The 6,988-nt window shown below is 67.6% G+C and carries 8 protein-coding genes; all 8 read left to right on the forward strand.

Features of this window, described 5'->3' with window-relative positions:
* Positions 1-199 precede the first annotated feature (199 nt).
* A complete protein-coding gene (locus WBQ44_RS11775; RefSeq protein WP_495566871.1) occupies positions 200-850 on the forward strand; it encodes a DUF6474 family protein in 651 nt (216 codons plus the stop codon).
* Between the two features lie 16 nt (positions 851-866).
* Positions 867-1,388, forward strand: a complete 522-nt coding sequence (locus tag WBQ44_RS11780; protein WP_495566872.1) for a hypothetical protein — start codon at positions 867-869, stop codon at positions 1,386-1,388.
* Between the two features lie 55 nt (positions 1,389-1,443).
* Positions 1,444-2,130 carry a YcnI family copper-binding membrane protein gene (locus WBQ44_RS11785; RefSeq protein WP_495566873.1) on the forward strand — a complete coding sequence of 229 codons (687 nt, stop codon included), beginning with the start codon at positions 1,444-1,446 and terminating at the stop codon, positions 2,128-2,130.
* A complete protein-coding gene (locus WBQ44_RS11790) occupies positions 2,127-2,639 on the forward strand; it encodes a copper resistance CopC family protein (protein ID WP_495566874.1) in 513 nt (170 codons plus the stop codon). Before WBQ44_RS11785 ends, WBQ44_RS11790 begins: the two co-directional genes overlap by 4 nt.
* Before the next feature lie 2 nt (positions 2,640-2,641).
* Positions 2,642-3,562, forward strand: a complete 921-nt coding sequence (locus WBQ44_RS11795; protein WP_495566875.1) for a CopD family protein — start codon at positions 2,642-2,644, stop codon at positions 3,560-3,562.
* Positions 3,563-3,706: 144 nt separating this feature from the next.
* The gene (locus tag WBQ44_RS11800) at positions 3,707-4,732 is read left to right on the forward strand and encodes an ABC transporter substrate-binding protein (RefSeq protein ID WP_495566877.1); all 1,026 of its coding nucleotides are present in this window, start codon (positions 3,707-3,709) and stop codon (positions 4,730-4,732) included.
* A 61-nt stretch (positions 4,733-4,793) separates the two neighbouring features.
* A complete protein-coding gene (locus WBQ44_RS11805; RefSeq protein WP_495566878.1) occupies positions 4,794-6,359 on the forward strand; it encodes an ABC transporter permease in 1,566 nt (521 codons plus the stop codon).
* The coding region (locus tag WBQ44_RS11810) for an ABC transporter ATP-binding protein (RefSeq protein ID WP_495566876.1) at positions 6,359-6,988 on the forward strand (630 nt) is incomplete at its 3' end. The genes WBQ44_RS11805 and WBQ44_RS11810, both read left to right, overlap by 1 nt.

The raw sequence follows: 6,988 nt of genomic DNA on the forward strand, positions 1-6,988 counted from the left end.
CCGGCTTCTCGGCGGTCGGCTTCGTCCCCGCCGTGGGCTGGCTGTTCACGTCTCGAGCCTATGTCCCCCCTCCGACACAACGCATGCCTCCCCACCCACCAGGCCCGATACGCCACCCGAAAGCGAACGGATAGGCTGTCCCCCGAGCAAGCGCGAACGCCGCGCCGAACCGCCGAAGCTGATGTAAGGGGCCTTGTCGATGGGGTTGTTCCGCAAGCGCAAAGGACGTGCCACTCGTAAGGCCGAGGCCAAGGCACTCAAGCACAAGGCGCGGCTGGAGGCGAAGCTCGGCGCCAAGAACGAGCGCAAGCAGCTGAATTCCATCGCGAAGTCCCAGCGCAAGCTCAACTCGGTCGAGGCCAAGTCGCAGAAGAACGTCGAAAAGGCGCAGATCGCGACGCTCAGGGCTCAGCAGAAGGCAGCGCTCACGGGCGGTTTCTCTGCAGCGCAGGTACGCAAGTACATCGGTATCGCACGCGTGCTGGTGCCGGTGCTCACTCCCATCGCCTACCGGGTTGCCACCGTTGTGCGAGGTCGTCTCGACGAGCGCAAGGCGTCGCAGATGGGCGTTTCCCCGGCCGAGCTCGGCGAGTTCACGGGGCACGGCGCGAGGCTCAGCGCACGCATCGCCGGTGCCGAGAAGTCACTCGCCCGCGTCGCGGCGTCGAACTCCGATGCCGAGACCGGCAAGTTCGCCGACGCCATCTCCTCGCGCCTCACCGACCTCGGTACTGCTGTGCGCACGTCCGAGCAGATGCCGCCCGCTCGCCGTAAGGCTGCACACCAGGCGATCTCCGCGGAGCTGGACGGCATCGAAGCCGACTTGCTGGCGCGGCTCGGCGTCCGCTAACTGCTCGAGGAACGTAATGGCTCCCGCGGCTTCGCTTCGCGGCGGAGCTGTTGGTGCATCGACGGTTGCTCTGGCGGTCGCCGCGCACGGAGCGGCCGGCGGCGGCTACCCGTCGGGTTCGGCGTTGACCTTCCTGATGATCGTGGGTGTCGGCGCCGGAATGGTGGCCAGGCTGCCCAGTCCCCGAACCGGCTATGCGCAGTTCGCAACGGTGCTCGCCGGGCTGCTGCTCGGGCAATCGGCCGGGCATGTCGTGCTCACCGTTGCCAGTCCCCATGAACACGGGCTTTTGCCGAGCGCAACGATGGCCCTTTTCCACCTGACGGCCTCCGCCGCAGCCGCACTGCTGGTGTGTGCCGCGGAGGCACTGTACGGCCCGATCACCCGTGTCGTGCGCGCAATCCTCGCTCCTCCCCGGTCGCTGCCGTCGGCCCCGGCGTCGCTCGTCGCGGCAGACCGTCTCACCTCGGCGTCTGCACCCCTGTTCGGTACATCCATCTCGAGACGTGGCCCACCAGCATCGGCGTTCGCTCTCTAGCGCTCTCTTCCGATTGCCAACTGTCACAATATTTTTCGAGAAGGAATTACAACTCATGAACAGTTCCGTTCGTCGTACCTCGATCATCGCAGGCGCAACATCGTTGGCGCTCGTCTTCGGCGCCGGCGCAGCATCTGCGCACGTGACGGTGGCCGCTCCGGGCGCCGAGCAGGGTGGCTACACCGTGCTGACGTTCCGCGTTCCCACCGAATCCGACACGGCCGCAACCTCGTCGGTAAAGGTGGAACTGCCGGGCCTCAATTCTGCTCGCACCCAGCCGATTCCGGGCTGGACGTCCACCGTCGACAAGAACGCCGAGGGGCTGGCGACTGCCGTCACGTGGACTGCCGCCCCGGGTTCGGAGGTGTTGCCCGGTCAGTTCCAGCAGTTCCTGCTCTCGGCGGGCCCGCTGCCCGAAGAGGAGTCGGTGAGCTTCCCGGCAGTACAGACGTACAACGACGGCGAGGTCGTCGAGTGGACGCAGGAGCCCGCTGCCGACGGCAGTGAGCCCGAACTCCCTGCTCCGGCGCTGACGCTCGCCGCCGCCGGTAGCTCCTCCGACGGACACGGCAGTCACTCGGCTGGCAGCGAAACCACCGAAACCACCGAGGCCGCAGCGTCATCCGACAGTTCGGGCAACAGCGACAACACCGCACTCTGGGTTGCGGGCGTTGCCCTGGTACTCGGCGCTCTCGGTGCAGCACTCGGCATCGGCGCGACGGTTCGTGGTCGCCGGTCATGAGAAAGTTCCTCGTTGCACTGTTCGCGATGGCGGCGCTCCTGATCGGGGCGCCGACAGCGGGTGCACACTCCGTCGTCACCGGATCGAATCCCGAGAACGGCGCCGAAATCGCGGCAGGTCCGGAGCAGGTGTCGATCTCGTTCAACGAGGTCCCGCAATCGCAGTTCGCCACCTTGAACGTCGTCGGCCCCGACGGCAATCTGTGGTCCAAAGGTGATCCGCGGATCGACGGCCAGTCCATCGTCGTCGACGTCGGTGAACTCGGTCCGGTGGGCGAGTACACCGTCGCGTATCGGGTCACGTCTGCGGACGGCCACCCGATCAGCGGTACGCGGACGTTCACGTTGACCGAGGAAGGTGCCGGCACGCCCGGCGCCGCAGCGGACAGCTCCGCCGACGGTCAGTCGGGCGGCGGAGGTTTCCCCATCTGGCCGTTCTTGGTGGCCGGAGTCGTCGTGTTCGGCGGCGGTCTGGCTTTTGCTCTGCGTAAGCCGAAGAACGCCGACTGACGGTGTTCGGCCGGTGGTGGGCGCTCGTCGCGGGCGTCACGGCCATCGCCGGGGTAGGTGTGGCATGGTTGCTCGCCCGCCCCGACGGCCCCGACCCGTCGTCGGTGGTCCGCGTCGTCGCCGACTGTCTCGGTGCAGCCGTCTTCGGGCTCGCGCTGCTCCGCACCGATCTGTTTCCGGTCCGGGGCAGGCCTGCGGTGTGGCGCACCTCGGCAGCGGTTGCCGGCGCGTGGACGGTTGCCGAGGTGGGATTGGTCGTCGCGGCGGCCACCGAATCGTCTGGTAGCGGAATCGGCGGGTTGCCCGCCAGGCGGTTCACGTCGTTCCTCACCGACATCACGGTCGGGCAACTCGGCCTGGTGACCGTGCTCTGTACCGCGGGCGCTTGCCTGTATGCACTGGCTGCATACCGCAGCAAAGCACCCTGGTCGACGGTTCCGCTCGCCGTCCTCGCCGTCCTCGCCCTCGTGGCACGGCCCATCACCGGCCACATGTCGCAGCAGCTGTTCGGAGCCGTGTTCGTCGCCGTCCATACCGTCGCAGCAGCGCTGTGGCTCGGAGTGCTCGCCGCGATGACGCTGACCCTGCGCGCGAAGGGTTCCTGGGCGATGATGTTGCCGGCCTACTCACGGCTGGCGTGGTGGTCGGTGTGGATCCTGGCCGTCAGCGGAACCGTCAACGCGGCGGTGAAGATCGGTGACGTCAACGGACTGTGGGACACCGGGTACGGACGCGTCGTGCTGGCCAAGACCGTTGCCCTCGTCGTTCTCGTCCTGCTGGCGCGACGCCTGCGCGCCACCTGGCTCGTCGCGGCCGTCGCGCATCGAACCAGGGCCGAGGATTCTAAAGTCCGGGCGGCAGTGCACGTGTGCGTGCTCACTGCAGCTTTCGGGTTGGCTGCGGCGCTGGCCACGACCGCGTAGAAGCCGACGTTCACCTTCTCGCCACCGACCGTTCCCCGACGGGTCCGCGGGTGGTCGCCTGACCCGGCGACGATCGTCTCTCCCACGTCTGCAGGAGAACCCACCTTGATCTTCACCCGTCGCCCCCAAGGGTCACTCCGCCGGCTGCGCTCCCGCCCACTGCTGGGCGCTGTCGCATCCGTTGCCCTGATCGGCGCGCTCGCCGCCTGCTCCGAACCGGCCGAGCCCGCGAGCGAGAACACCGCCGAAGAGTCGAGCGGTGGATCGCTCACCGTGTACACCTCCGAGCCGCAGGCGAAGATCGACGCACTCAACGCCGAGTTCACCGCCGCAAACCCGGGCATCGAGGTGCAAGTCTTCCGGGCCGGCACCGGTGATCTGAACGCGCGCATCGCATCCGAGCGTGAGACCGGAAAGGTCGGTGCGGACGTACTTCTCGCGGCCGACGCGCCGACGTTCGAGAAGTACAAGGACGACGACCTGCTGTTGCAGTACACGCCCGCGGACGCCTCGGCGTTGAACAGCGACATCGTCGATCCCGAGGGCTATTACGTCGGCACCCGCATCATTCCGACGGTCATCGCGTACAACACCGGTGCAGTCACCGAGCCGCCCACGGCGTGGAAGGATCTCGCCGACCCGAAGTACAAGGGGCAGATCACCCTACCCAACCCCGACGTGTCCGGAGCTGCAGCGTTCAACACCGCGGTGTGGTTGAGCGAGGAGTCGCTGGGCGAGCCGTGGCTCGAAGGACTCGCGGCCAACGAGCCCATCGTGGCCGAGAGCAACGGCCCGGTCGGCCAAGCCGTCGCCGCCGGAACGCAGCCCATCGGCATCGTCGTGGACTACCTGGTGCGCGAGCTCGCCGCCAAGGGGTCACCGATCGCGCTCGAATACCCCACCGACGGTGTTCCGTACATCTCGCAGCCTGCCGGCATCTTCTCCGGCTCCGCCAACCAGGATGCGGCGAAGAAGTACCTCGACTTCCTGGTGAGCAAGCGAGGTCAGGAAATCGCCGTCGAGCAGCAGTATCTGCCCGTGCGCGGCGACGTCGGAACTCCGGACGGTGCCCCGGCTCTCGCCGATCTCGCTCTCATCACTCCCGATCTCGCGGAGATCACCGCATTGCAGCCCGACGCCGTGAAGAGGTTCAACGAGCTTGTCGGTTAGGCACTTCCGCCCGGACGGTCTGGCCGGTGTTCGGCTTACCCTCTGGGTGAGCGTCTCGGCCATGATCGTCGTCCCGATCGGCGCAGTGGTGTCGATCGGGCTCGGCGGCAACCATATCCGAGAACTTCTCGACGGTGGAGTCGTCGATGCCGCGGTCAACAGCCTCGTTTCCGCGGGGGTTTCCGCGGCGCTCGCCGTGGTGGTAGCCGTGGCGATGGCCCTCGTTCTCGACCGCACCGATCTTCCCGGTCGACGGGTGCTGCGGTTGATCCTGTTGAGCCCGTTGCTGATTCCTCCGTTCGTCGGTGCCATCGCGTGGACGGGGCTGCTCGGCCCGAGCGGCATCGTCAACAAGTGGTGGGCAGCGCGCTTCGACGGGCCGCTGTGGAACATCTACGGCGGCGACGGCGTGATATTTCTTCTGACGATCCACTCGTACCCCCTGGCGTATCTGATCGTCGCCGCGGCCCTGCGGCGCATCCCCGGCGATCTCGAAGAGGCCGCGCGGATGACGGGGGCATCACCGTGGCGAGCGCTGAGGGACGTGACCCTGCCGCTGCTGAGGACGGCGTCGGTGGCGTCGTTCACGTTGGTGGCTGTGTCCAATCTCGCCGATTTCGGCATTCCCGCTCTCGTCGGCCTCCCAGATCGCTACGTGACGTTGTCGACGATGGTCTACCGCTTCATCCAGTCCGGCACCGTCGAGAAACCACTCGAGGTGGTGTCCACCATCGGCATCGTGCTGCTGTTGCTCGCGGTGGCAGCGGTGGCCGTCGACCGCCTGCTCGGAAGGCGAACCACCCATATCGACGGACCCGCGACGGCTTCGCAACTGTTGCCACTCGGTCGGGGCCGGAGGCCCGTCGGCGTCGTGGTGTGGCTGCTGGCGTTGTCGGTGACGCTGTTGCCGATCCTGGCACTCGCCTCGCAAGCTCTGCTGCCTGCCCCGGGCATCCCGCTCACCTGGGAAAATCTCACTCTCGACAGCATCGTCGGGGCCGTCACCGCGCCCGGAACGCTCGTCGGTATCGAGAACTCCGTGGTGTTGGCGCTCGGAGCGGCGGTCGTCTGCGGTGTCGTGGGCCTGGCCCTCGGCGTTCTCACCACCCGCACCCGATCTCGCGACAATGTCGGACTCGATCTGGTCGCCATGCTCCCCCAGGCAATTCCCGGCCTGGTCATCGCGGTCGGTTGGCTCATCGTCGGCCGGTACACCGGGTTGTTCGACACCAAGTGGGTCATTCTCTGCGCATACGTCATGGCGTTTCTCGCCATTGTCGTTCAGGCGGTCCGTGCGCCGTTGAAGGCGACCCCGGCGGCGTTCGAGGAGGTCGCCCGCTCGTCCGGCGCGTCACCCGTCCGCGCGTTGTACGACGTGTCGTGGAAGTTGGCCGTTCCCGCAGCGGTCACCGGTGCCGTGCTCGTGGCGTTGACTGCCGTTCGCGAACTGACGATGTCGGTGCTGCTGGTGGCTCCGGGCACGCAGACCCTCGGCGTCTCGATCTTCAATCTGCAGCAGGCAGGCGACTACAACGCCGCAGCCGCACTGTCCCTCCTCGTCGCGCTCGTCGGCATCGCCGGCCTCGGGCTGGTCGCGGGGGTCACCGACCGAAAGAAGCACCGCTGATGTCCGCGATTTCCCTCGACTCGCTGCACCTCGACTACCCGGGCGGGGTCGTCGGGCTGGCGGGGATCGACCTGCATATCGCCGACGGTGAGTTCCTGGCTCTCGTCGGTCCGTCGGGGTCGGGCAAGACGACCCTGCTGCGTACCGCCGCGGGCTTCCTCGAACCGACGTCGGGCACGGTCACCATCGGCGGCGATATCGTGGCCGGCGTCGGCCGCTCGATGCCGCCCGAGGATCGCGGACTCGGCATGGTGTTCCAACAGCACGCTCTGTGGCCGCATCGCACGGTCGGCGGGAACGTCTCGTATCCCCTCGAACTAGCCAAGATGTCTCGGTCGGAACGGAAGAAGCGGGTGGCCGACGTGCTCGAGCTCGTCGGGCTGCCAGGCCTCGAATCTCGGGATCCCGCGACACTGTCCGGCGGCCAGCGGCAACGCGTCGCACTCGCCCGGGCGCTCGTTCGCTCGCCTCGCGCACTGCTGCTCGACGAGGCCCTCTCCGCGCTCGACGAGCCACTGCGCGATCGGCTCCGGCTGGAACTGCGGTCGCTGACGCAGGCTGCCGGCCTGACCGTCGTCCACGTCACCCACGACCGGTCCGAAGCGCTGGCGCTGGCAGACCGCGTTGCC

Origin of the sequence: Rhodococcus sp. (in: high G+C Gram-positive bacteria), assembly GCF_049591685.1 — a bacterium.
GTDB lineage: Bacteria > Actinomycetota > Actinomycetes > Mycobacteriales > Mycobacteriaceae > Rhodococcoides.

Coding starts and splice junctions, on each gene's coding strand:
- WBQ44_RS11785 (WP_495566873.1), top strand. CDS start 1,444: ATGAACAGTTCCGTTCGTCGTACCTCGATCATCGCAGGCGCAACATCG.
- WBQ44_RS11780 (WP_495566872.1), top strand. CDS start 867: ATGGCTCCCGCGGCTTCGCTTCGCGGCGGAGCTGTTGGTGCATCGACG.
- WBQ44_RS11790 (WP_495566874.1), top strand. CDS start 2,127: ATGAGAAAGTTCCTCGTTGCACTGTTCGCGATGGCGGCGCTCCTGATC.
- WBQ44_RS11775 (WP_495566871.1), top strand. CDS start 200: ATGGGGTTGTTCCGCAAGCGCAAAGGACGTGCCACTCGTAAGGCCGAG.
- WBQ44_RS11805 (WP_495566878.1), top strand. CDS start 4,794: ATGATCGTCGTCCCGATCGGCGCAGTGGTGTCGATCGGGCTCGGCGGC.